Origin of the sequence: Burkholderia sp. THE68, from assembly GCF_009938265.1 — a bacterium.
Classification (GTDB): domain Bacteria; phylum Pseudomonadota; class Gammaproteobacteria; order Burkholderiales; family Burkholderiaceae; genus Caballeronia.
In genome coordinates this window covers 126770-149279 of record NZ_AP022318.1, presented here as the reverse complement: position 1 = coordinate 149279, position 22510 = coordinate 126770, and the positions used below count along the sequence as shown (strand labels likewise).

Annotated in this window: 20 protein-coding genes; 8 read left to right on the top strand and 12 right to left on the bottom strand. The window is 61.5% G+C overall.

Going from position 1 to position 22510, the window contains the following annotated elements:
- Positions 1–12 precede the first annotated feature (12 nt).
- A complete protein-coding gene (locus BTHE68_RS26655; RefSeq protein ID WP_162069324.1) occupies positions 13–1368 on the top strand; it encodes a hypothetical protein in 1356 nt (451 codons plus the stop codon).
- Positions 1343–2500 carry a glycosyltransferase gene (locus BTHE68_RS26650; protein ID WP_162069323.1) on the top strand — a complete coding sequence of 386 codons (1158 nt, stop codon included), beginning with the start codon at positions 1343–1345 and terminating at the stop codon, positions 2498–2500. Before BTHE68_RS26655 ends, BTHE68_RS26650 begins: the two co-directional genes overlap by 26 nt.
- Before the next feature lie 30 nt (positions 2501–2530).
- Here BTHE68_RS26650 and BTHE68_RS26645 read toward each other — a convergent pair whose 3' ends face one another.
- Both BTHE68_RS26645 and BTHE68_RS26640 read right to left on the bottom strand, forming a co-directional pair.
- Complete coding sequence (locus BTHE68_RS26645) at positions 2531–3520, bottom strand: phytanoyl-CoA dioxygenase family protein (RefSeq protein ID WP_162069322.1); 990 nt, start codon at positions 3518–3520, stop codon at positions 2531–2533.
- 24 nt (positions 3521–3544) lie between these two features.
- Positions 3545–4495: a GDP-L-fucose synthase family protein gene (locus BTHE68_RS26640; RefSeq protein ID WP_162069321.1), complete on the bottom strand. Its 951-nt coding sequence runs from the start codon at positions 4493–4495 to the stop codon at positions 3545–3547.
- Positions 4496–4893: 398 nt separating this feature from the next.
- Here BTHE68_RS26640 and BTHE68_RS26635 point away from each other — a divergent pair, with 398 nt between their 5' ends.
- The 4 genes from BTHE68_RS26635 to BTHE68_RS26620 all read left to right on the top strand — a co-directional run bounded on the left by BTHE68_RS26635 (position 4894) and on the right by BTHE68_RS26620 (position 9744).
- Entirely contained in the window at positions 4894–5358 is a 465-nt protein-coding gene (locus tag BTHE68_RS26635) for a cupin domain-containing protein (protein ID WP_162069320.1), read from the top strand.
- Between the two features lie 18 nt (positions 5359–5376).
- Positions 5377–6495, top strand: a complete 1119-nt coding sequence (locus BTHE68_RS26630) for a DegT/DnrJ/EryC1/StrS family aminotransferase (protein WP_162069319.1) — start codon at positions 5377–5379, stop codon at positions 6493–6495.
- A gap of 330 nt (positions 6496–6825) precedes the next feature.
- Entirely contained in the window at positions 6826–8331 is a 1506-nt protein-coding gene (locus tag BTHE68_RS26625) for a mannose-1-phosphate guanylyltransferase/mannose-6-phosphate isomerase (RefSeq protein ID WP_162069318.1), read from the top strand.
- 36 nt (positions 8332–8367) lie between these two features.
- The gene (locus tag BTHE68_RS26620) at positions 8368–9744 is read left to right on the top strand and encodes an undecaprenyl-phosphate glucose phosphotransferase (RefSeq protein WP_162069317.1); all 1377 of its coding nucleotides are present in this window, start codon (positions 8368–8370) and stop codon (positions 9742–9744) included.
- A gap of 36 nt (positions 9745–9780) precedes the next feature.
- Here the strand turns inward: BTHE68_RS26620 and BTHE68_RS26615 are convergent, their stop codons facing one another.
- The gene (locus BTHE68_RS26615) at positions 9781–10548 is read right to left on the bottom strand and encodes a class I SAM-dependent DNA methyltransferase (protein WP_162069316.1); all 768 of its coding nucleotides are present in this window, start codon (positions 10546–10548) and stop codon (positions 9781–9783) included.
- Positions 10549–11006: 458 nt separating this feature from the next.
- On the opposite strand from BTHE68_RS26615, the gene BTHE68_RS26610 reads away from it, so the two are divergent.
- Positions 11007–11996, top strand: a complete 990-nt coding sequence (locus tag BTHE68_RS26610; protein WP_162069315.1) for a GlxA family transcriptional regulator — start codon at positions 11007–11009, stop codon at positions 11994–11996.
- On the opposite strand, the gene BTHE68_RS26605 is transcribed toward BTHE68_RS26610, so the two are convergent.
- Genes BTHE68_RS26605 through BTHE68_RS26570 form a run of 8 tightly spaced genes read right to left on the bottom strand, consistent with a single transcriptional unit; the run spans position 11929 to position 20477 of the window.
- Complete coding sequence (locus BTHE68_RS26605; RefSeq protein ID WP_162069314.1) at positions 11929–12717, bottom strand: maleate cis-trans isomerase family protein; 789 nt, start codon at positions 12715–12717, stop codon at positions 11929–11931. The genes BTHE68_RS26610 and BTHE68_RS26605 overlap by 68 nt on opposite strands.
- A 12-nt stretch (positions 12718–12729) precedes the next feature.
- Positions 12730–14115, bottom strand: a complete 1386-nt coding sequence (locus BTHE68_RS26600) for an isoxanthopterin deaminase (RefSeq protein WP_162069313.1) — start codon at positions 14113–14115, stop codon at positions 12730–12732.
- A gap of 24 nt (positions 14116–14139) precedes the next feature.
- Positions 14140–15480, bottom strand: a complete 1341-nt coding sequence (locus tag BTHE68_RS26595; protein ID WP_162069312.1) for a nucleobase:cation symporter-2 family protein — start codon at positions 15478–15480, stop codon at positions 14140–14142.
- Between the two features lie 39 nt (positions 15481–15519).
- Entirely contained in the window at positions 15520–16572 is a 1053-nt protein-coding gene (locus BTHE68_RS26590) for a CobW family GTP-binding protein (RefSeq protein ID WP_162069311.1), read from the bottom strand.
- A gap of 29 nt (positions 16573–16601) precedes the next feature.
- Positions 16602–17174 (bottom strand): UbiX family flavin prenyltransferase, encoded by a 573-nt coding sequence (locus BTHE68_RS26585; protein WP_162069310.1) that lies wholly within the window; start codon positions 17172–17174, stop codon positions 16602–16604.
- Entirely contained in the window at positions 17171–18556 is a 1386-nt protein-coding gene (locus BTHE68_RS26580) for a UbiD family decarboxylase (protein WP_162069309.1), read from the bottom strand. Before BTHE68_RS26580 ends, BTHE68_RS26585 begins: the two co-directional genes overlap by 4 nt.
- Before the next feature lie 56 nt (positions 18557–18612).
- Entirely contained in the window at positions 18613–19545 is a 933-nt protein-coding gene (locus BTHE68_RS26575) for an amidohydrolase family protein (protein ID WP_162069308.1), read from the bottom strand.
- Positions 19545–20477 carry an amidohydrolase family protein gene (locus BTHE68_RS26570; protein WP_061177573.1) on the bottom strand — a complete coding sequence of 311 codons (933 nt, stop codon included), beginning with the start codon at positions 20475–20477 and terminating at the stop codon, positions 19545–19547. The genes BTHE68_RS26575 and BTHE68_RS26570 overlap by 1 nt, the downstream gene beginning before the upstream one ends.
- 242 nt (positions 20478–20719) lie before the next feature.
- Between BTHE68_RS26570 and BTHE68_RS26565 the strand changes: the two genes are divergently transcribed.
- Positions 20720–21613, top strand: a complete 894-nt coding sequence (locus tag BTHE68_RS26565) for a LysR substrate-binding domain-containing protein (protein ID WP_162069307.1) — start codon at positions 20720–20722, stop codon at positions 21611–21613.
- Here BTHE68_RS26565 and BTHE68_RS26560 read toward each other — a convergent pair.
- Positions 21591–22496: a LysR substrate-binding domain-containing protein gene (locus BTHE68_RS26560; RefSeq protein ID WP_162069306.1), complete on the bottom strand. Its 906-nt coding sequence runs from the start codon at positions 22494–22496 to the stop codon at positions 21591–21593. The genes BTHE68_RS26565 and BTHE68_RS26560 overlap by 23 nt on opposite strands.
- Positions 22497–22510: the final 14 nt, after the last annotated feature.

The window sequence follows — 22510 nt, the reverse complement described above, 5'->3', positions numbered from 1 at the left end:
GGAGCGCAAGTCATGGTGACCCGTTGGATATTTTCGCTCGCCGTCTACACGCTTTTCGCCGCGGCACTCGCGCAATACGCGGATCAGGCGCTCACTGCGCTCGCCTCCGGCTCCATCAATGTATGGAACATGGGCGCGGCAGGGATGGAAGAGGCGGGCGCAGTCAAGTATGTGAAGGACGCAAGCATTGCCGTGATCGGCGTTTGCTGGCCGCTTGCACTGGGCATGAGCCGCTTTCCATACGGCACGCGCACGCTCGTTCTGCTGTTCTTCGCATGGATTCTGTGCGTCATATCGGTGGGACTCGTGCCGTTCATTGCGGGCTCGACGCCATTGTTCTTTCTCGCCGCCGGATTGCGCTGGGTGCTTCTGGTGCATGCATCGTTCGGGCTATTTCTTTTCGCCCGATGGTTACCCGATGGCGCGCGAGGCCAGACGCTTTTCGTCGCCGCATTGCTGGCGCTCGGCGCGTTCGACTTCTATGTCGCGGTCCGGCAGTGGATGCTGCTTGGGCAGGGCCAGACGGCTTCGTTTGCGGGCGACCGGTACACGGGTCTGCTCAGCAACGCGGCGCTCGCCGGCATGTATGCGATTTCCCTGGCATGCATGGCGCTGATTCTCGACCGTGCGCGGCTCGTGATCCGTTTGATGTTGCTGGCCGTGGCGGTGGCAATTGCAGTTTCTTCCGGTACGCGCTTCGCGATGATCTCCATTGCTCCGGTGGCCGCCGTCATGATCTGGGAGATGCTCGACGGCAGGCTCAATCGCAATGGCCGGATGCTCCTCGTGATAAGCGCACTGCCGATCGCCGCGTGTCTCATGTTGGGCGGCTACACGCATATGGTCGATGCAGTCGGTCGTGGCGATGTTCTCGCCAATCAGCTCGATGAAGGCGGCCGGCTGTATAACCTCGGCAATATCGCAACCCAGCTGGCGGACGCGAATGCCGAAGAGCTATTGCTCGGCAGAGGTCTTGGCGTCGGCACGAATACGGCCTTTACGATGCTGGAGCGATCAGGCGTCGATCCGGAGCAGTACCGGTTCAATCAGCTTATCGATAACGCCTTCGTCACCATGCAGTTTCAGATTGGCGCGCTCGGCATGTTCATCTTCATGACGGGCGCGCTCGCATTCCTCTGGCGAATTTGTCCGCATCATTCACGGAATCTGTTCGCGCGTTATCTGGTGTTCCTCGGAATCACGATAGGCGCGTGTATGGATATCAATCTCTGGGAACAGTATCCGTTGGTGACGACGCTGTTCCTCTGTTTCGGCGACACGTACTGGCGATCTGTGAGCATGACGAGCAACCCCTTTTCCCGACATCTGGTGCGGAGCGACCATGCTGGTATTCATCGCGCCGTATAGCGCTGCTGACCGCGATTCGAACAGGGATCTCGGTGCAGCGCGCAAACTGGAGTTCTTTCTGACCCTCGCGGCGCATCTCGCGAACGATGTCGTGTTGATCAACACGGCGCACGAGAAGGAAGGGTGGTCGCATAGGGAAATCCGCGATGCGCGCGTCGGCGACAGGCACATTCGCGAGATCACGCTGCGGCGCTATCCCGTAAGAACCATCGGCAAGATGTTGAACCTCTTCGAAGTGGCGGCCGTGAGCCGCGAGATTTCGAAACTGGGCAAGCCGGAGACCGTGTGGATCTATAACCCGTACGCATTCGAGTCGATGCTCGCGCGCGCATTGACGCGACAGTTCGGCGCGCGTCTCGTCCTTCAGTTCGAAGACTGGCTGTTCTCACGACGGCGCTGGCATCCCAAGCCGATGCTCGACTTCATCACATGGCGCTTTCTTTTGCCCGCGCCTTCATTATGTCTTGCGGTCAATGAATACTTGTCCGTGCGTGAATCACGACGCAGCGGGTGTCCGGTCGTGCTGTGTCCAGGTGTGGTATCCGATGGATTGATCGAAGTGTGCAGGCGTCGTCGCCCGTTCTCGCGGGGAGGTACACGCACTGTGATCGGCTATTTCGGCGGACTGAGTGCGGAAAAGGGCGCTGACGTGGTGCTCGATATGATCCGTCTATCGAGCGAGCGCTTCAGCTTTCACGTATGCGGAGCGGGACCGCTGGCGGCGGAGTTCACGCGCCTGTCCGCCGAAGGTCACTCGGTGCACTTTCACGGCCGGGTCGACGATGAAACGTTGCTTGATCTGATCTCGGACTGCGACGTACTGGTGAATCCGCATGCGTCGATCGAAAAGATGAGCAATGGAGTTTTTCCTTTCAAGGTCGTCGAGTATGTTGCGTCGGGAAGGTTGGTGATATCCACCAATCTTCCGGCCATCAGTATGAAAGAGATTCACGATGCCATCTGTTTCGCGAAACCGGAGGCGGAGTCTATCGTCGAGGCGCTGGTTGGTGCGGAGGAAATCTATTTGCGTAAGCGCTCGAATATAGAGAAGGCAATCGATGCCGTTGCTTCGCTTCTCACGCAAGGGGCGTTCAGAGAGACTCTGTCACCGATTCTCGTGAAACGTGGGTAGGGCGTGGTAGGTCGCTCACGCCTGACGGCCTCATTTTCCGATCAATTTCCGAATCACCGGTTTGAGCGAACTCGGAAATCGCGCGAACGCCCCTCGCGACAAGCGATAGCAAAGATACTTCCCCATGACCGATAACATGGTCCGATCGAGCGGAAGCGAATTGAGCGTGGTGTCCGGAAAGACATCATAGTTCGAAGGCCGGCCGAAACCCAGAAACATAGAAGTTTGATCATCGAGACGGGAGACGAATTCAGTATTGACGATGATCGGCTCAGATTTCTCGATTTCGCTGTCCACCTGAAAGAAGACACTCTTCCTCACGAAGTTCTTGTCCGAGACGGGTCGCGCCCTGTGAATGCCGTAGGTGTTGTAGATGACGAGCGACCCGCGAGGCATCCTGAAGCTCTTGACGGAGGACGCGAAGTTATCGGCGATGAATTCATCCGTATAGTCGCTGTACGCCCTTTCGCCCGACCATAAGTGCGAGCCTTCGACGTACTGAAACTCGCCGTCTTCGACATCCGACACGTAAAAGATGAAAATGATGCCGGGTATCTGCGCGAATTCCCTGTCGGTCTTGTTGTCGGTATGCCACTGCATATGGTGGCCGCCATAGGTCTCGTAGTATCTCAGCGCCTTGAGCCTGAACTGATCTCCGAGATATCCTTCGCTGACGCCGAACACAAAAGGCGATGTCGCGAAGTCATAGAAGGTCTTCGAGACCGCCAGCAGGTTCGTCAGATAATATTGTCGCTCCGAGAATACGCCGCTGACCTTGTTCACGTTCAGAGCGTGCTTCGTCTCGGTTGCATCACGCTCTATGCTTGCGATGGCTTCGGCCGTGAGTGCGGAAGGGAATGCGAAGTAGCCTTTCTGGTTCAGCTCGTCGACTACCTGACTAATATCGACGGAAAGGAACTCGCGAGTGAACAGCGCATTCTCGAATCGATCGTTTGCATGAGCTGGCGCGATTCGAGTCGCTTCCTGAATCTCCACGGCGGACAAAGGCACGCTTGCCATTGAATTCTCCGAGTACGTTACGGGTTACGCGTCGGCATAGCCCATTCGCTGCACGTTCTTCATGTAGTCGGCATAAGTCGCCGCAATGCCATCACGCAGCGCAATCGTCGGCGACCAGCCGAGCGCGGCCAGCTTCGATACGTCGAGCAACTTTCTCGGCGTTCCGTCCGGTTTGGACAGATCGAAATCGAGCGATCCGGAAAAGCCGACGACATCGCAAATCAGGCGGGCGAGGTCGGCGATCGATATGTCCTTGCCATATCCGATATTGAAAAGACCTTCGGTGTGTTCACTATCCAGCAGCGCGAGCACGGCGGACGCCAGATCGTCGACGTGGAGAAATTCCCGCCTCGGAGATCCCGATCCCCACACCGGGAGCGACTGTAGACCGTTGAGCTTCGCTTCGTGCGTCTTGCGAATGAGCGCGGCCAGAACATGCCCGCTCTGCAGATCATAGTTATCGTTCGGGCCGTAAAGATTCGTGGGCATGACCGAAAGGTAGCGCGTTCCATGCTGGCGGCTATAGGCCTCACAGAGCTTGAGACCGGCAATCTTTGCAATGGCATACGCTTCGTTGGTCTGTTCGAGGGCGCCCGTCAGCAGATAGTCTTCCCGGATGGGTTGCGGGCAATACTTCGGATAGATGCAGGAGGAGCCGAAGAAGATCAGCTCGGGCGTGCCGCTCGTGAACGCCGCATGAATCACATTGCTTTCGATCACGAGGTTCTCGTAGAGAAACGATGCCGGCTGTGTCGAGTTCGCGTGTATCCCGCCAACCTTCGCCGCGGCGAGGAGCACGACATCGATATTCTCCTGAGCGAAGAATCCCATCACGGCGCGCTGGTCGAGCAGGTCGAGCTCCTTCCTGGATCGCGTGATCAGATGGTGATAGCCGCGCGCGGCGAGACCGCGCAGAAGCGCTGAGCCGACCATGCCGTTGTGTCCGGCGACATAGATCCGAGAACCTTTATTCATGTTGGTGCTCAATCGTCCATTGAGGTGCGTTGATCGAAACGTGATTTCCCGCAGACACTGGATCCGGAGAGTCCTGACGTGCGATTGTCAGGTTAGCCATGCATCCGGACAAGATCGCGTTTGTGGCGGACGGTGCCAAGATATTGTCGCTGTGCATGCTTATTTCCTGTCGATGACACCGATGCAAGGATCGTCCTTGAAACGGCCTCACCGCGCGAGACCTGCTTCGGCCAACGTCATGGTTTATTCGGCCAACGACCTCGGTTGATCGGCGCGCCAGTTCTAAGCTTCGTGAAGGCGTGACGGTCGGTCGCGGGCTCATGGTGTGCCCGGAGGGACGGCTGCCGTAACGCTCGCAGTGCCAAAGGACGCGACAGGCTCTCGTCGGGGATAAAAACATGGAATCTTTATCGGCAACAGGCAGCGCTGAAGTCATCCAGGATTCGACTCTCGAAGTCATCACCTCGGCAGGGGTTACGCTGGCCATCATCATCCGCGATTCGTACTCGAAAGAAGGGATCAACTTTCTGACGCCGCGAGAGTTTCCTCAACAGCTCGCGTATATGGAACATCCCGCGGGAAAGGTGATTCACGCGCATGTGCATACATGTTTGCAGCGCCGGATCGAATGCACGCAGGAAGTGTTGTTCGTGAAGCGCGGGCGAATGCAGGTCAGCCTTTACACCGCTGATCGGGAGTTCGTAACGAAGCGCATGCTGCATGCCGGAGATGTCATCCTGCTGGCTTCGGGAGGACACGGGTTCGAAGTCATCGATGACGTATCGTTCATCGAGGTGAAGCAGGGGCCGTATATCGGCGAGCAGGAAAAGGTACGCTTCAATGAACCCGCAAGTCGAGCTTGACACCAGACGAGGCCCGCGATGATCCCGGTAAATGAACCCCTGCTCGACGGTAACGAAAAGATTTATCTGAACGAATGCATCGAGAGTGGATGGATCTCTTCGGATGGCGCTTTCGTCGAGCGCTTCGAGCGGGCCATGGCGAATTACGTCGGACGCAAGCACGCGATTGCCGTGGCGAACGGCAGCGCGGCGCTCGATATAGCGGCCGCTGCGCTTGAACTCGGTCCCGACGATGAAGTGATCATCCCGACGCACACGATCATCTCCTGCGCATCGGCCATCGTCCGCACCGGCGCTCGCCTGCGGCTGGTCGATTCGAGCGCGGATACGTGGAACATGGATGTCACGAAGATCGAAGCCGCGATCACGAGCCGCACGCGCGCGATCATGCCGGTGCATACCTTCGGTCTGCCCGTCGACATGGCGCCTGTGCTCGCGCTCGCGAACCGGCATGGGATCGCCGTCATCGAGGATGCGGCGCAGGCCATCGGCCAGACCTACGACGGGCGCCAGTGCGGCAGTTTCGGCGATATCTCGTGCTTCAGCTTCTATGCGAACAAGCATATCGCGACGGGCGAAGGCGGCATGATCCTGTGCGACGACGATGCGCTCGCCGCACGCGCGCGTAGTCTGCGCAACCTGTGCTTCAAGCCGGAGAGACGTTTCGTTCACGAAGAACTCGGCTGGAATTACCGAATGAGCAGCCTCCAGGCGGCGGTCGGGCTCGCGCAATTCGAAAAGCTCGACACGCATATCGCGCGAAAGCGGCAACTGGGGCAGCGTTACGAGACGCTCTTGCGCGGCGTGAGAGGCCTCGAACTCGCGCCGGTGGCGTGCCCCTATGCCGATAACATTTATTGGGTGTTCGGTCTCATACTCGACGACAGCCTGCCCATCGATGCGGATCAGGCGCGCTCGATGCTGGCCGACGCGGGGGTCAGCGCACGGCCGTTCTTCTGGCCCATGCACGAACAGCCGGTGTTTCGCAAACAAGGCTTGTTCGATGGGGAGCATTACCCGGTCGCCGAACGCATGAGCCGGCGGGGACTCTATCTGCCGAGCGGCCTTGCACTCACCGAGGCCCAGCAAGACAAGGCAGTGGCCGCGGTTCGAAATATGCTGGCCACGTTCCTTTAAGCAACGTCATTGCAGCATCGCGTTCAACTTCCCCATATACTGCGAGCTTGTTCAGGGCGCGAATCTTCGCTCCCCTGAGCGCCGCGCATCACTGAAGCACGCCATCGGCGAGATCGTGCGGAGGCCTTTCGAAAGCTCGCGATGCCCTCCGCGCCAATGTCTTGCCACAATCGGTCACGAGAACCATCCGGCCCGGATGCTATCTACAGTCAATGAACGCGACACGTCGGCGTCATCGCACGCATCGATGATCTTTTAGATATCGCGGCCTCGAAGTCGAGCACAGCATTTCTTCCGAAGATTGAATGTGAATGATCACGGAGTTCCTCCATGGAAATCGCAACGAGTTCCGAAGATGCAACGCGTGCGCAAGAGCCGGGCATTCAGGCTTGCCGTCGCATCGTGCCGGTCATTCTCGCGGGCGGTTCGGGCACACGCCTGTGGCCGATGTCACGCGAGCAGTTCCCGAAGCAACTGATCGGCGTGGTCGGAAGGGATTCACTGCTGCAAGCTACCGTCACACGAATGGAAGGATTCGCGGGCAACTTCGACGTCGACGCACAACCGATCATCGTGTGCGGCGAGGAGCATCGCTTTACGACTGAAGAACAGGTGCGCCTCTGCGGTGTCGATGCGCGGATCATCGTCGAACCTGCGCGCCGCGATACCGCGCCGGCACTCACACTCGCAGCGCTCGCGGCCATCGCGCAGGACGAGGATGCGATCCTGGTGGCGATGCCGTCTGATCATTCCATTTCGAACATCGCCGCGCTGCACGGCGCGATTGCAATCGCGGCGGAATATGCCGAGCGCGGCATGATCGTGACGCTCGGCGTGCCGCCCACGCGGCCCGATACCGGTTTCGGCTATATCCGCATCGGCGAGCCGCTCGATGACGGCGCGCATCTGATCGATCGTTTCGTCGAAAAGCCCGCCGCCGAACTCGCCGCGCAATACGTCGCGGCGCAGAGCTATTGGTGGAACAGCGGCATATTCATCGTACGGGCAAGCGTGTGGCTCGCGGCGCTCCAGCACCTCAACGGCGAGATGCATGCGACATGCGCCGCCGCGCTGAAAGATGGCAAGGCCGAAGGTCATTTCATTCGTCCATGCCCGCTTCAGTTCGGCCGCGTGCCATCCGACTCGATCGATTACGCGGTGATGGAGCACATCGGCGACGCCGGTTCGCCTTGCAAGGGCGTGGTGGTGCCGCTGGCGGCAGGATGGTCGGATCTGGGCTCGTGGGATGCCGTATGGGACGCGATGGACAAGGACGAGTCCGGCAACGTCGCGAGCGGACGTGTGGTGTTCGAAGGGGCGACGTCGAGTTATGCGCGCTCCGAAGGCGGACGGTTGGTCGCATGTGTGGGGACGGCCAACGTCGTGGTCATCGATACCGATGATGCCGTGCTCGTCGCGGATCGCGCACATGCCCAGGACATCAAGCAACTGGTCACGCGTATCCGCGAGCAGCACGCGCCGGAAGCGGAGATGCATCGCAAGGTGCGGCGTCCGTGGGGCTTTTACGATTCGATCGAACGCGGCGAACGCTTTCAGGTCAAGCGTATCGTCGTGGCGCCGGGCGCGAGGTTATCGCTGCAGATGCATCATCATCGCGCGGAGCATTGGGTCGTCGTGCGCGGCACGGCGCTCGTGACGCGCGGCGACGACAAGTTTCTGCTCTCCGAAAACGAATCCACTTTCATTCCTCTCGGCGTACGCCATCGGCTGGAAAATCCGGGCAAGGTGCAACTCGAAATCATCGAGGTGCAATCGGGTTCCTATCTCGGCGAAGACGACATCGTGCGTCTCGACGATTGCTACGGCCGCATCTGACCACATCGACAGTGCCTTCGGAGCCGAGGTAAAGACATGCGCGATATTCAGGGATTGCTGGCGCGGTTTTTCGATATCGCCATGGTGGTGGGCGGCGCGACCATCGCGTCGCGGATCAGGTTCGACAACGTCGCCGAGCCGGGCTATTACATGCCGTTCGTCGCCATTGCCGCGGCCTTTGCACTCGTGCTGTTCCCGGGCTTCGGCGTATACGAGTCATGGCGCGGACGCAGCAAGGTGGTTCTGGCGAGCCACGTATCGCTGGCGTGGCTGGTCGTGCAGGCCTGTGTGCTCGTGCTGATGTTCTCGCTGCATCGGCTCGACGATGTCTCGCGCCTCTGGTTCGCCTACTGGACCGCGATGTCGGGCGCCTGGATGATCGTGGGACGCCTGCTTACGCATGCGGTGCTCGCGCGCATGCGTCTGGCCGGCATGAACTTTCATCAGGTGGCCGTGGTGGGATGCGGCGAGCACTGTGAATCGATCATGCGCAGGATCGAGCGCGCGAATCAATCGGGTTTTCGGACGATCGCCGTCTACAACGCATCGCCCGATGTGCCGATCACGTCACGCGTACCGGTCTTCGATGATTTCGACGAATTCGTCAGGCACGTGCGCGAGCAACATGTGCACGAAGTGTGGCTCGCATTGCCGCTATCGCAGGATCGAACCATCCTGCGTTTCGTGAACGAGTTTCGTGAAGATCTCGTCAACGTGCGTTTCATTCCCGACGTGCGCAGTCTTGCGCTCTTCGAAAGCGGCGTGACAGACCTGCTCGGCGTGGCCGCGATCAATCTCGTGGCTTCTCCGCTTTCGCAAAGGGCGTTACTGCAGAAAGATGTGTTCGACCGCCTTTTCGCGCTCGCAGCGCTGACCGCGGTCGCGCCGCTTCTTATCTGCATCGCCATCGCGGTGAAGCTGAGTTCGCCCGGACCCGTGTTCTTCAGGCAACGCCGCAAAGGGGCCGACGGGCATGAATTCACCATCTACAAGTTCCGTTCGATGCGTATGCATATCGAAGAGGCCGGCGTGCTGAGACAGGCCACGCGCGACGACCCGCGCGTGACGCGTGTGGGCGCGTTCCTGCGGCGCACGAGCCTGGACGAACTTCCGCAGTTCTTCAATGTCCTGCGCGGCGACATGTCCGTCGTGGGCCCGCGTCCGCACGCGCTCGAACACGACGATCTGTATCGGAAGGTCGTGTCGGGCTATATCCATCGCTATCGGGTCAAACCGGGAATTACGGGCTGGGCGCAGGTCAACGGCTTTCGCGGTGAAACGGACCGGATAGAAAAGATGGAAGCGCGCGTGGCGCACGATTTGTACTATCTGGGGAACTGGTCGTTCGCGCTCGACATGCGGATCATCATGGCGACGATCTTCAAGGGAATGCGCAATAGCAACGCTTATTGACTCACACGCATCGCGCGAAAGGCGCGATGCATGATTTCATCTCTTGCGCGCGACGAACGTCGCTGACAGATCCTCGGCGCTGAGTTCGCCGCCCATCCATCGCACGCTGTCCAGCACTTCAAAACCGCTCAGGTCCAGCATCAGTTCCACTTCCGGCTTGAACATGTAGCGCATGACGTGTGTCTCGAGCACCGTCTCGACGCATTGCGTTTGCCAGTCCGTCATGAGGATCGTGTAATTCACTGTGACGGTGTTATCGTGCGGACGCATCATGGGCTCGGCGATGCGTATCACGGCGGTATCTTCACTCGACGCACGTTTGACGCGCACTTTCGGCGGATCGGCGAGCACGGCCGGACCGTACCAGCAATCGAAGAGAAAGAGGCCCGAGCGCGGCAGATGCGTGGCCGCGGTGTGGCACATCGCCATGAAGTCGGCGTTGGTCGTCTGATAGCTCGCGACATGAAACAGCGAGACCACGGCGTCGTAGAGCTCTTCGGTCCTGACGGTGCGCGCGTCGCCTTGCTGAAACTTCAGCCGCTTCGCGACCATGCCCGGCAGCGTGATGCGTCGAGCATCGGCGCGGGCGAGCATATCCGCGCTCATGTCCACGCCGGCGACGCTGAATCCTGTCGTTGCGAATTCGGCTGCATGCCGGCCGGTTCCGCAACCGAGATCCATCAGATTGCCGCCGACGATTCCGTGCCGGCCGAGGAGGTCAGTGACGAACGCTGCCTCCGCCTTGTAGTTCTTCTCGTGATAGAAAAGATCATAGTATTGCGAGTATCGCTTGCTGAAGCTCATGTGAGCGACTCCGGCAGAGTATCGTTTGAATTGAAAGCACAGCCCCAAAGATGTGCACGCTCACAAAAAAGAGTAGTCGTCGTGCCGTTTTCATCCTTTGGCGTGACGGATTTCGGCAAGATGTTGGCCGGATGGCCGATGACATTCAAACGCGGGTCTCGCCTGCGCGATCATCGAATCGATAACCTTATTCCACGCGATGGTGCATACGACGATAACGTTTGCGCGCCATTGACGACTTAAATAACTTGGCAATCCAAACCAAATCGGATGATCGAAATGCAGGTAAGGAATGTCAACGGGCCGTAAGCGCCGGTCGGCCGACGCGCCGTTCTCGGCCAAAACCATGCTTTTGCCCGCCACTGCGGAAAGGATGTACCGAATAGAACACTACGCTGCCGGAATCGTGCGGAATTTACCGCGTGAATCTGCAACCGAAAACATAGGGAGATAACGCCATGTCCCACGCGACAGCCTTCGGCGATGCAGAGATCAGCAGCCTTTATCACTCATCGGAAGAGAGAGTGACAAGCCTAATAGGAATTCTGTTGTACGACGGATTCTCGCTGCTGGGCGCAGGCACGCTTGCCGAGGCGCTTCATATCGCCAACGAATTGCAGTCATCCGGTCCGAGCAAGAGCGTGAGATATAGCGTTCGCCTCGTCTCGGCGCGCGGTGGCGCGATCGCCTGTTCGTCGTCCGTTTGCGTGTGGACCGAGCGGCTCGGCGGTCAGCGGTTTCAGGGCTTCGATGCCCTGTATATCGCGGGTGGAACGGGTGTCGCCCGTGCGGCCACGGATGAGGGGCTCATCGAGGTATTGAGGATCGCGTGCTCGCAAAGCCGCGTGGTCAGCTCGCTCGGCAACGGCGACGTGCTGCTCTCGGCAGCGGGCGTGTCGCGGCGCGCCTGGGCTTCGGTGGAGCGCGGCGCATGGAATCCCGGTGCGTCGAAGAGCGGACCGTCGACGGAACGCGGCGATGCGCTGATCAATTCGCTTGCGCTCGTCAAACGCGATCTGGGTTATGACGTCGCGACATCGGTCGCCGATCGCCTTGCCTCGTGCAACGACCAGCATCTGCCGATCATGCTCAGCACGATCGGAACGACCACGCTCGCGGAGAAAGCGCAGGAATCGGCGCGCTGGCTCGAACGTAACTGCGGACGTGCGATCTCCGTCGGCGACGCGGCGCGTACCGTCGCGATGAGCGAACGCAACTTCCTGCGGCTCTTCAAGCGCGAAATGGGTTTGACGCCTTCGCAATATCTTCTGCGCGCACGCCTCGATCTCAGTTGCGAGCTGCTCGCCAAAAGCGATTTGCCGATAGACAAGATCGCGCGCAGAACCGGACTCACCAACGGCGAACGGTTTTCGAAGGTGTTCAGAAAGCAGTTTCTGATGTCGCCGACGGAATACCGGTCGCAAAAGAAGAGCGGCGAGGTGGCGTGACATCGAACATCGTTCCCCACCTCGATAGCGGCGACGTGTCCACGTCGAGCATGCGCAACGCTTTCCACACGACAGTGGCCACCGTGTCGTAAGCGGGAATGTCCGTCTCGCGTTCGAATGGTCGCGCCAGATGCGCGGCATGCAGGTTCGTGCAGAACGTCGTCACCGCATCGGGCCGCGCGAATGCGGCTTCGCGCATCATTTCGGCGAGAACGTCGTCAGGTACCTCGGCGAAGCTGAAGTTTTCGCTCAGACCCAGATGCCGTTCCGCCACGCATTCGATGCCGAGTCTTTCGTAATTGCGGATGATGCGCGTCTGCACATCGTCGATATAGGGCGAAACGATGCCGAGGCGCCGCACGCCCGTCTGCGCGAGGATCTCGTTCAACGCGAGCACGGATGTGGTCGCGGGAATGCCGGTCGCTTCCGTCAACTGACGGCATAGCGCCTCGTCGCGCTCGAAGCCGAGCCAGCCCGCCGATGTGCCGCTCCAGCCGATCACGTCCACGCGCGCATCGGCGAGCTGGCGCGCGGCTTCGAGAATGCGGCGGACGTCGAACTGGCCGAGCGCCGCATCGCGCAAGCTGATCTCGGTCACGGTGAAGCGCGCGAAATGCGCGCTCACGTGCGGCAGTGCGCTCAGCATCGCGCAGGTAAGCGGTTCCAGCGCGGTGTTGGACGATGGCGTCAGGATGCCGAGTCTTATGCGTTTCGTTTGCATCGCGATGCCTCGCTAATCGGCCAGTAGAATCTTCACGCCCTCGGCGGCTTCGTGGCGCAGCGCGTCGAGATCGAGTCCGGGAATCACGCCGTCATCGACGACTACCCGGCCGTTCACGACGTTGTAGCGCACGCGCGCAGGCTCGCCCGACGTCACCGGCGCCACCGCGAGATCGTGATAGCCGTAGAAGCGCGGATCATCGATGTCGTACAGGACGAGGTCCGCGGCCTTGCCGACTTCGAGTGTGCCGACTGCATCGAGACCGAGCACGCCCGCACCGCCCGCGCTGCCCCAATGAATAGTCTCCTCGACGGTCGTCGCCGAGACGCCCTGCGCCGCGCGATGCACGAGCCACGCGAAGTGCGCCTCGTTGATCATGCTGCCCGACTCGTTCGATGCCACGCCATCCACCGCGAGCGACATCGGCACGCCTGCCGCGGCCATCTGCGGCGCGGGGGCGATGCCGCTGCCGAGCCGCGCGTTGCTGACGGGGCAGTGCGCGCAACCGCTGCCGGTTTCGGCGAGCATCGCGATCTCGCTCGCTTCGAGATGCACGAGATGGGCGAACCATACATCGGGGCCGAGCCATTCGTGCTCGGCGACGAACTCGACCGGCAGCTTGTCGAAGCGTTCGCGGCAAAAGTCGACATAGCGCCGCGTCTCCGAAAGATGCGTGTGCATGCGCAGACCCATGCCGCGCGCCGCGCGCGCGATTTCGGGCAACAGCGCGGGCGGCAGCGAGAAGGTCGGCGTGGTGGGTGCGACCACGACGCGGCGCATCGATGCCGCGCGGGCATCGTGATAGCGCGTTTTCAGGCGTTCGATATCGGCAAGCATCTGATCGAGCGTCTCGGGTTTCAGCGCGACCTTCGAGAAGCCGGGATGATCGCCCGCCGCCTGCAACGCGCCGCCGCGACAGAGCACGAAGCGCAGGCCGAACGACGCCGCTTCGTCGAACAGCAGATCGCCCGTCTCCGTGGTGCCATCCGCGTGATAGAGATAGTGATGATCCGCGCACGTCGTCACGCCCGACAACAGCAGTTCGGCCATGCCAAGGCGTGCGGCGACACGCGCGAGGTCCGGCGTGAAGCGTGCGAGGCGCGGATAAGGGACCGCTGCGAGCCATTCCTGCAAATCTGCGTTGATGCCCGAAGGCACGGCTTTCAGCAGATTCTGGAACAGATGATGATGCGTGTTCACCCAGCCCGGATAGACGACACAGGAACGCGCATCGATGACGCGTTCGCCGTCGCGTGCTTCCAGATCCGGCGCAATGGCTTCGATGATGCCGTGACGGATGCGAATGTCGACCTGACCGAGACGCGCGGCATCGCCGCGCAATCCGCTCATTACGGCAACCGGTCGTTTGATTAGCAATGCTTGGTTTTGCGTGTTCATGAAGGTTTGTCCTGTCATCATGTTTTACTCGCGCACCATGTTGTGCGCGGGCACGACGTCATCTTCGTGCGCGCCGTTGAGCACGGCGTTCAGCACGACCGATACGAGACACGCGAGCACCACGCCGCTGTGCACGAAGGGCTGCGTCCACTCGGGCATCTGCCTGAAGACCTGTGGCGCCATCACGGGAATCAGCGCGGTCGCAATGGTGAAGCCGACGATCAGCACGTTGTAGCGATTGCGCTCGAAGTCCACTTTCGCGAGCGTCTGCACGCCCGCGGCGACCACCACGCCGAACATCGCGATGCCCGCGCCGCCGAGCGCGGCCGCCGGCGTCGAGGCCACCACCGCGCCGAACTTGGGCACCAGCGCGACCACGCACATGAGCACGCCGCTCACCGCGACGACCCATCGGCTGCGCACGCCGGTCAGAATGACGAGGCCCACGTTCTCCATGAATGCGATGAACGGGAACGCAGCGAACATCCCCGCAATCGCGCTCGCGAGTCCGTTTGCACGCATGCCGCGCACCGCGTCCTCTTCGCTGATGTTCTTGTCGACGATATCGCCGATCGCGACGAAGAGACCCATCGACTCGACCATCTGCACGACCATCACGACGATCATGGTCAGTACGGGCACCACGGAAAACACCGGCATGCCGAAGTGAAACGGTAGCGGCATCGTGAACCACGGCGCGTCGGCAACATTGCGGAAGTCGCCCATGCCGAGCGCGCAGGCCAGCGCGCTGCCCCCGATCAGGCCGATCAGCACCGATAGATTGCGCAGGAACGCATTGGCGAAGCGGTTGATCGCAAGGATCACCAGCGCGACGAACAACGCGACGCTCAGATACGGCAGCGCGCCGAAGTGCTGCTGCGCATGCTCGCCGCCGCCCGCCCACTGATACGCGACCGGAAAGAGCTGCAGGCCGATCACGGTGACGATGCAGCCCGTCACGACTGGCGGAAAGAAGCGGCGCAAGCGTCCGACGAGCGGCGCGGCGAACATCGTGAACACGCCCGCGCCGATCACCGCGCCGCACACGCCCGCGAAGCCGACGCCAGGACTCATGCCGATCGCGATGACCGGGCCCACGCTGCTGAACGCGACACCTTGCAGGATCGGCAGGCGCACGCCGAACTTCCAGAACCCGACGGTCTGCAGCACCGTCGAGATGCCCGAGCAGAAGAGCGCCGTGCTGATGAGCACGGTGGTGTCGGCGGGCGACATCTTCAATGCGGATGCGACGATCAACGGCACGGCAATCGCGCCGATATATGCGACGAGCATGTGCTGCAGGCCGAGCGTGATCATCTGCCGTTTGGGCAGGACGCGATCGACGGGGTGTTGGTCGGTGTTCATCACGTGTCTCCTGATTATCTTTATCGGCGGCCTGGTTCGTCAGGCCATGAGCGGCACGGCGAGACAGGCATGGAAGCGCTCGGTCAGTGCGGCGCGGTCGAGCTCGCGTCCGATGAACACCATGCGCGACGAGCGCGGCTCGCTGCCCCAAGCCTGCGCCGCGCGCAATTCGACGATGTCGTGCACGCCTTGCAGCACGTAGCGATACGGCTGGCCCTTCACCGCGAAGATGCCCTTCATGCGGAACAGATTCGTCGCGTCCGATGCGCGCAGTTCGGCAAGCCACGCCTGCAGCGCGTCGAGATCGACATCCGCGTCGACTTCGATGCCGACCGATGTAACGGTGTCGTCGTGATGATGATCGTCATGGCCTTCTTCATGATGATCGTGGTCGTGGTGGTCATGGTGATCGTCCGCTTCGACAAGTTGTTGCGCGAACTCATTCGCGCCCACGCCCAGAATGCCGCGCAGATCGATCTGCGCGTAGCTCGACTCGACGATCTCGGCCGTCGCATTGAGCCCGCGAAGTCGCTCCGTGAGCGTCGCGATGTCCTGCGGCGTCACCAGGTCCACCTTGTTGATCACGATGCGGTCCGCGCAGACGATCTGGTCGACGGCCTGATTGTCGCGGCCATCGAGAACGAGATCGTCGAGATGCGCGGCGATATGCTTCGCATCGACCATCGTGACGACGGCGTCGAGCGTCACGCGCTGCGCGATCGGATCGTCGATGAAGAAGGTCTGCGCAACCGGATAGGGGTCGGCGAGCCCGCTCGTCTCGACGATGATGTGATCCAGCCGTTCGGGCCGCTCGACGAGCATCCTCACGATACGCACGAGGTCCTCGCGCACCGCGCCGACGCAGCACACGCAGCCATTGGTCATTTCATAGATCTCTTCAGTCGATTCGAGCACGAGTCCGCCGTCGATGCCGACTTCGCCGAACTCGTTCTCGATCACCGCGATCTTGTGACCGTGCTTTTCGCGCAGGATGTAGTTGAGCAGCGTGGTCTTGCCCGCGCCGAGAAAGCCGGTCAGCACCGTGACGGGAATCTTGTCGAATGCGTTATGCGTGGTGTGGATGTGAGTCATTGCATGTCTCCTTTGAGTCTTCGAGTCAGTCAGGCTTCGTGTTCCTTCCAGCGGCGCACTCCGTTGCATTCGAGGCCGAACAGATCGAGCACGCGCCCGAGCGTGTGATCGATCATCTGGTCGAGTGAAGCGGGGCGCGCGTAGAACGCGGGCACCGGCGGCGAGATGATGCCGCCCATCTCCGTGACGGCGACCATGTTGCGCAGATGCGCCAGCGTATACGGTGTTTCGCGTGCGAGCAGCACGAGCGGGCGGCGCTCCTTGAGCGTGACGTCGGCGGCGCGCGAGATGAGGCTCGATGAGAGTCCGCTGGCGATTTCGGCGAGCGTCTTCATCGAGCACGGCGCGACGATCATCCCGAGCGTGCGGAACGAGCCGCTCGAAATGGCGGCGGCCATGTCGTCGCATCGATACGTGTGGCTTGCGAGCGCGCTGACATCGGCGAGCTTGTAGTCGGTTTCGTGCGACATCGTGAGAAGCGCACTGCGCGAGATGGTCAGGTGCGTTTCGATATCGAGTTCGCGCAGCCATTCCAGCAGCCGCACGCCGTACACGAAACCCGACGCGCCGCTGATGCCGACCGCGATGCGTCGCGTGCTCATCGCGTGGCTCCTTGGAGAATCTCTTCCGCGCGACGCATCGCATCCTCGCCGATGCGCGCGCGTATGCCGTCGAAATGCGAACCGCGCGTCGCGTCGATGCCCATGCGCGAGGTCGTGCCATCCACGGACGAAGAGGGATCGAGCGGACTGCCCGGCAAGCCGCCGACGATGAACACGTCCTCATGCGGCTGGGCATGCGCGGCGATCGCCCACAGCACCTGTGAATCGTCCGTGATGTCGATATCGTTATCGACGGCCACGACGTGCTTGAGATACGGGTCCCAGCCGAGCAGCGCGAGCATGATCTGACGCGCTTCGCCATCGCGCGTCTGTTTCAACGCGACATAGCAATGAAAGTGCGTGCCGGAGTTCGGATAGTGCAGCGCCGTGACGGAAGGAAAGCGCGCCTTCAGCTTCTCGCTCATCTCCGCTTCGCGCGGCAGGCGAGCGAGCGTGAGATGCTCGGCATACGGACCGCCGACGACATCGACGAGCCACGCATCGCGACGGCGCATCATCGTGTCCACGCGCAACACGTTGTTGGTCGAACGGTCCGACGAATAGCCCGTAAATTCGCCGAACGGGCCTTCCTCGGCGCGCGCTTCGGGATCGATCGTGCCTTCGAGCACGAACTCCGCGGCGGCGGGCACGCCGATGCCGTGACGCGGCGTACGCACGAGTTCCAGCGGTGCGCCGAAGAGTCCGCCGGCGATCGCGCGCTCATCGGCTCCGAAAGGCACGCGCGATGCCGCAGCGAGCATGAACAACGGATGCGCGCCGATGACCATCGCGACCTTCAGCGTGTCGCCGCGCGTCTGCGCCGTCTGCAACATGCGCCACAAGTGGCCGCGCGAATGCAGGCTGGTCGCAAGCGCGTTCCTCGCGTGGCGCATCGAGCGGTGATAGCTGAGATTGGCGATGCCCGTCACCGGATCTTCCGCGACGATCACGGCGTTCGTGATGTACGGGCCGCGATCGGTGGCGAAGTGGCGGATCATCGGCAGTTGCGCGAGATCGACGGCGTCGGCCTCGATGACTTCATCGAGCACCGGGCCGCTTGCCACATGCACAGGCGCGATCGGCGCATTCGCGCGCTGTTGCCAGGCGTCGAAGAGACCGCGCGCATCGACGTCGAACAAGCGGCCGATGCGCTCACGCGAGGCGAAGAAGTTGGTCGCCAGAGGCGTGCCGATGCCTTCGACGTTCTCGCACACCAGCATCGGATGCTGTCCGCGTGATGCGAGCGCCGCGACGACCGCCGTGACATCCTGATCGGCGGACAGCGGCTGCGTGAGCGTCAGCACGTCGTCCGGATAACGCTCGCGATAAGCAAGCGCGAAGCAATGAAAGTCCTGCGTGGCGCGAAAGAGGTTATCGGCCATCGTGAGCTCCGTCGGAAGGAAGAAGGGGCGCGTGCGCAACCGCGCCCCGCGTGATGTCAGGCTGTCTGCGCGACTTCGTCGCTCTTCACGTAGGTCGCCTTCAATCGCTTCTCCGCTTCGGCAAGGTCTTTCGGCGGTTTCGTCGGTTCGATGCCGACCAGCCGTGCGATGTTGTTGCCCATGTAGTCTTCGAGGCCTTCCTCGTCGAGATCCATGCCCTGCGGCGCGGGACCGCACAGCATTTCAAGTTCGCGCAGCCACATGCCCGGCTCGTTCGGCGGCGAATCGGTGCCGAACACGATCTTGTTGCGCGGCAACTGACGCGCGAATTCGACGATGCGCGACTGATAGCACCAGCCCGATTCGCAATAGACGTTGGGCGTATCCATCGCCATCCAGAAGGCTTCGAACGAGTAATTGCCGCCCGTCTGAATCCCGAAGTGACCGATGATGAAGTTCACCATCGGGAATTCGCGGATGATCGGATAGAACTGCGTCGGAATCGTGTACGGACCATCGCCGGTATGGATCAGCACGACGACGCCCAGCTCCGCGCATTTCTTCATCGCGGGGCGCAGCCAGTCGAGCGCGCGGTCCGGCCGATAACCATGCATGTTCGCGTGCAGCTTGAGCATCTTGAAGCCGTATTCCTTCACGTGGAATTCGAGTTCGGCCGCGCCGTTCTCCGGACCCCAGCGCGGGTTATACGTGAAGTTGCCGATGAAGCGGTCCGGATACTTCTGCGTAAGCTCGGCGATATACGACATGTAATCGCGAATGCCTTCACGCCCGCGCCGGTTGCCGTCGCGATAGCCGGTGTTGCCCGGCGGCGGCTGAATGAAGCCCATGTCGATACGGCGCGGCTTGCCGTTGATGATGTACGGGCCGTCCATCATCTTCAGCAGGCGTTCGCCGGTGAAGGGCTCGCCCGTGTGCCGCCAGGCTTCGTCGACGAGATTGGTCGGATGCAGATGGGTATCGATGATCATCAGCGCGCTCCTGCGTAGTCAGATTCTTTGCATTGGTCGAGATAGGCCTGTGCTTCCTCGACGCTTCGCGGCGGCGCGCTCGGTTCGATGCCGAGCATGCGCGCGAGGTTGTTGCCGAGATAGTCCTCGAGCGTGTCTTCGTCGAGGTTGAGGCCTTGCGGCGGCTCGTGACAGAGCACTTCGAGCAGGCGCAGCCACATGCCCGGTTCGTTGGGCGGCGTGTCCGAGCCGTACAGGATCTTGTGCGTGGGCAACACCTTCGCGAACTCGACGATGCGCGATTGCAGGCACCAGCTCGACTCGCAATACACGTTCGGCGTATCGAGCGCCATCTGATACGGCTCGAAGCAATACACGCCGCCGGTCTGCACGCCGAAGTGCGCCATGATGAACGGCACCGACGGAAACTCGCGGATCAGCGGATACCATTCGCTCGGAATGCTGTAGGGACCGTCGCCGGTATGCAGTTTCACGATCAGCCCGAGGTCCGCGCATTTGCGCAACGCCGGGCGCAGCCAGTCGAGCGCGCGGTCGGGACGATACGCATGCATGTTGGCCTGCAACTGCACCATCCTGAAGCCGTGCTCCTTCGCATAGAACTCGATCGCGTCGGCGCCGTTCTGCGGGCCGCAGCGCGGGTTATAGACGAAGCAGCCGAGCAGTCGGTCGGGATACTTCTGCGTGAGCTCGACCGTATAGGCCATATAGTCGTCGATCGACTCGCGGCCGGAGCGCACGCCGTCGGTCCACGTATAGATGGTGTTGCCTTGCGGCGGCTGAATGAAAGCCTTGTCGATACGGCGTGGCTTGCCGTTGATGATGTACGGTCCGTCCATCACCTCGATCAGGCGCTCGCCGGAAAACGGCTCGCCGTCATGGCGCCAGGCGAGGTCGACGAGATTGGTCGGATAACAGCTTGTGTCGATGATCATGGTCTCGATCTCCTTGAGGGGAACTGGCGTGTCCAGTTGCCGGATCGCGGGCAGGCGCATCGATGGAACGAAAGCTCTCGCGAGCTTGCCCATGCGGCCTTTTGCAAGACGCGATGTGCTGCGTCTTCCCCTCGCCGGCATCGAGTGTCACACTGATGTGCACTGCTGCTTGCGATGCAGTCTCACAAGTTATGTACGCTCTGTACAATATTTTTTGATCACGATCTTGATACGTTGACGATATGGACATGCGGCTTTTGCGGTACTTCGCGGTGCTCGCCGATGAACTGCATTTCGGCCGCGCAGCCGCGCGGCTGCACATTTCGCAGCCGCCATTGAGTCAGCAGATCCGCATCCTCGAAGAGGAGATGGGCACTGCGCTCTTTCTGCGCTCGCAACATCGCGTCGAACTTACCGAGGCAGGGAAAACACTGAAGGAACAGGCGCCGCTGATCTTCGCGCAGTTCGAGCGCGCGATCGATCTCACGCGTTGCGCGGGGCGCGGCGAAGTGGGGAGCCTTGAGATCGGCGTCATCAGCTCGGCGATGGTCGAGCCGATACCACGCGCGCTCGGCGTGTTCGCGCGCAATCATCCGCAAGTGAGGTGGACGCTGCACGAGATGACGCCGGCCGCGCAGATTCAGGCGTTGAAGGAACGGCGGCTCGATGTGTGCTTCTTTCGCGTATCGCACGAAGATCCGGAGATCGTCAGCGAAGTGGTGTTGCGCGAACCGGCGGTGGTCGCGTTGCCGTTGTCGCATCCGTTCGCTTCACGCGGCGAGATCGCGTTGCGCGAGCTCGAAACCGAGCGCTTTCTGTCGTTCGGCTTGCTGCAGTCGCAGCTCGCGCGGTTTCTACGCGACTGTTGCGTCGAAGCGGGATTCACGCCGCGCATCGAGCAGGAAGTCGTGGAACTGCACACGCTTCTATGTCTCGTGCGCGAAGGGCTTGGCGTTGCGTTGCTGCCTGCATCGGCGCAGCAGTTGTCGGGCGGCGGCGTTGCATTCGTGCCGCTCGCGGCGCCGCGTCCCGAAGTGTCGCTGCATGCGCGTTATCGCGCGGAAACGCCGTCGCCCGTGCTGGCGCGGTTTCTCGATACGGTGCGCGATGTCGTCAACTCCGGGGGCGCGCGTTGACCGTTTGCGCGACGAGTTCACGTATCGCATCGACGAGCGGCGCGACGCGCGCCGACTTCTCGCGCGGCCACACGGCGTAGAGGTTGTAGTGCGTCGGGATCTCGACCTGCGTGAGTTCGATCAGCCTGCCGTCGCGTTGCGCATCGGCGGCGAGCAGGCCGCGCGCAAGGCCGACGCCCACGCCCGCGCTCGCGGCCGCGATAAGCCCCGCGGCGTTGTCGAAGACAGCGAGCGCATGCGGTTCCACTTCCGGCAGGCCGGCGGCAGCGAGCCACGGAATCCATGAGCGCTTGGTGTAGCCGAGCAAAGGCAGCGCGAGCACCTGTTCCGGCGTGAGCGGTGCCGCGAGCCCTCGCGCGTTCAGCAGGGCGGGCGAGCCCATGACCGTCAGACGGTCGCCGCAGATCAGCGCATTCTCGAAACCATCCCATTCGCCATAGCCGTAACGCAGCGCGAGATCCACGCGCTCGAAGGCGCTGCGATCGTGACGCGGCGCGGACAGCATCGTTAGCGAAGTGCCCGTCAACGCGCCGAGCAACGCGGGCAAACGTGCGACGAGCCAGCTTTGCGCGAGTTCGGGATCGACGTCGAGCGTGATCGAGTGCTTCACCGCGCGCTCCTTCACCGACGACAACGCACGGTCGATCTGCTCGAAGCCGTCGCCCAGCTGGTTGGCGAAGAGCGCGCCCGCATCGGTGAGCACGACGCGCGCGCCCTCGCGCACGAACAGCGGCTGACCGACGAACTCTTCGAGCGTGCGGATCTGCTGGCTGATCGCGCTGTGCGTGAGCGACAACTGCCGCGCCGCGCTCGAAAAGCTGCCGGCGCGTGCCGCCTGCAGAAAGGCCTGCATCGACTGGATCGAAGGGTAGCGCTTCAACATGGGTGTTAGCCGGG

What these genes read in the sequence shown, in the direction of transcription:
- BTHE68_RS26655 (WP_162069324.1), top strand. Translation starts at nt 13, where the DNA reads ATGGTGACCCGTTGGATATTTTCGCTCGCCGTCTACACGCTTTTCGCC.
- BTHE68_RS26650 (WP_162069323.1), top strand. Translation starts at nt 1,343, where the DNA reads ATGCTGGTATTCATCGCGCCGTATAGCGCTGCTGACCGCGATTCGAAC.
- BTHE68_RS26645 (WP_162069322.1), bottom strand. Translation starts at nt 3,520, where the DNA reads ATGGCAAGCGTGCCTTTGTCCGCCGTGGAGATTCAGGAAGCGACTCGA.
- BTHE68_RS26640 (WP_162069321.1), bottom strand. Translation starts at nt 4,495, where the DNA reads ATGAATAAAGGTTCTCGGATCTATGTCGCCGGACACAACGGCATGGTC.
- BTHE68_RS26635 (WP_162069320.1), top strand. Translation starts at nt 4,894, where the DNA reads ATGGAATCTTTATCGGCAACAGGCAGCGCTGAAGTCATCCAGGATTCG.
- BTHE68_RS26630 (WP_162069319.1), top strand. Translation starts at nt 5,377, where the DNA reads ATGATCCCGGTAAATGAACCCCTGCTCGACGGTAACGAAAAGATTTAT.
- BTHE68_RS26625 (WP_162069318.1), top strand. Translation starts at nt 6,826, where the DNA reads ATGGAAATCGCAACGAGTTCCGAAGATGCAACGCGTGCGCAAGAGCCG.
- BTHE68_RS26620 (WP_162069317.1), top strand. Translation starts at nt 8,368, where the DNA reads ATGCGCGATATTCAGGGATTGCTGGCGCGGTTTTTCGATATCGCCATG.
- BTHE68_RS26615 (WP_162069316.1), bottom strand. Translation starts at nt 10,548, where the DNA reads ATGAGCTTCAGCAAGCGATACTCGCAATACTATGATCTTTTCTATCAC.
- BTHE68_RS26610 (WP_162069315.1), top strand. Translation starts at nt 11,007, where the DNA reads ATGTCCCACGCGACAGCCTTCGGCGATGCAGAGATCAGCAGCCTTTAT.
- BTHE68_RS26605 (WP_162069314.1), bottom strand. Translation starts at nt 12,717, where the DNA reads ATGCAAACGAAACGCATAAGACTCGGCATCCTGACGCCATCGTCCAAC.
- BTHE68_RS26600 (WP_162069313.1), bottom strand. Translation starts at nt 14,115, where the DNA reads ATGAACACGCAAAACCAAGCATTGCTAATCAAACGACCGGTTGCCGTA.
- BTHE68_RS26595 (WP_162069312.1), bottom strand. Translation starts at nt 15,480, where the DNA reads ATGAACACCGACCAACACCCCGTCGATCGCGTCCTGCCCAAACGGCAG.
- BTHE68_RS26590 (WP_162069311.1), bottom strand. Translation starts at nt 16,572, where the DNA reads ATGACTCACATCCACACCACGCATAACGCATTCGACAAGATTCCCGTC.
- BTHE68_RS26585 (WP_162069310.1), bottom strand. Translation starts at nt 17,174, where the DNA reads ATGAGCACGCGACGCATCGCGGTCGGCATCAGCGGCGCGTCGGGTTTC.
- BTHE68_RS26580 (WP_162069309.1), bottom strand. Translation starts at nt 18,556, where the DNA reads ATGGCCGATAACCTCTTTCGCGCCACGCAGGACTTTCATTGCTTCGCG.
- BTHE68_RS26575 (WP_162069308.1), bottom strand. Translation starts at nt 19,545, where the DNA reads ATGATCATCGATACCCATCTGCATCCGACCAATCTCGTCGACGAAGCC.
- BTHE68_RS26570 (WP_061177573.1), bottom strand. Translation starts at nt 20,477, where the DNA reads ATGATCATCGACACAAGCTGTTATCCGACCAATCTCGTCGACCTCGCC.
- BTHE68_RS26565 (WP_162069307.1), top strand. Translation starts at nt 20,720, where the DNA reads ATGGACATGCGGCTTTTGCGGTACTTCGCGGTGCTCGCCGATGAACTG.
- BTHE68_RS26560 (WP_162069306.1), bottom strand. Translation starts at nt 22,496, where the DNA reads ATGTTGAAGCGCTACCCTTCGATCCAGTCGATGCAGGCCTTTCTGCAG.